Source organism: Streptococcus sp. CCH5-D3, assembly GCF_001556435.1.
GTDB lineage: Bacteria > Bacillota > Bacilli > Lactobacillales > Streptococcaceae > Streptococcus.
The window spans coordinates 1-497 of sequence record NZ_LSIW01000071.1; the positions used below are offsets into that span (position 1 = coordinate 1).

Below are 497 nucleotides of genomic sequence, written 5' to 3' on the forward strand. Positions count from 1 at the left end.
ATCAGATACAGAATTCAACAATACTTTCACACCTGCTGCAACACAAGCACAATTCAAGTTTACTAAGAAACTTGAAGGTAAAGAGCTTACTAAGGATGCCTTCACATTTGAATTACTTGAAAATGGTAAAGTAATCCAAACTAAGAAGAATGCGGCTGACGGAACAATCCAATTCGACGCTATTTCTTACGATAAAGAAGGTTCTCACACTTACACAGTACGTGAAGTAGCTGGAACAGATACAAACATCGATTACGATGATATGAATGCAGTAGTAACTGTTAACGTTACTAAAGATGCTGCATCTGGTATCTTGACTGCTAATGTTACAATGCCAGAAGATACAGAGTTCAACAACTTTGCAGTAGCTCCAGTTAAGACTCGTTTCGACTTCAGCAAAGCTCTTGCGGGTCGTGAGTTGAAAGCTGGTGAATTCAGCTTCGTATTGAAAGATTCAACTGGTAAAGTTCTTCAAACTAAGACAAATACTAAAGAAG

At 38.0% G+C, this 497-nt stretch carries 1 protein-coding gene; it reads left to right on the forward strand.

Features of this window, described 5'->3' with window-relative positions:
- A partial coding sequence (locus AX662_RS04765) for a Spy0128 family protein (RefSeq protein ID WP_331709203.1) occupies window positions 1-497 on the forward strand: 497 nt, incomplete at both ends.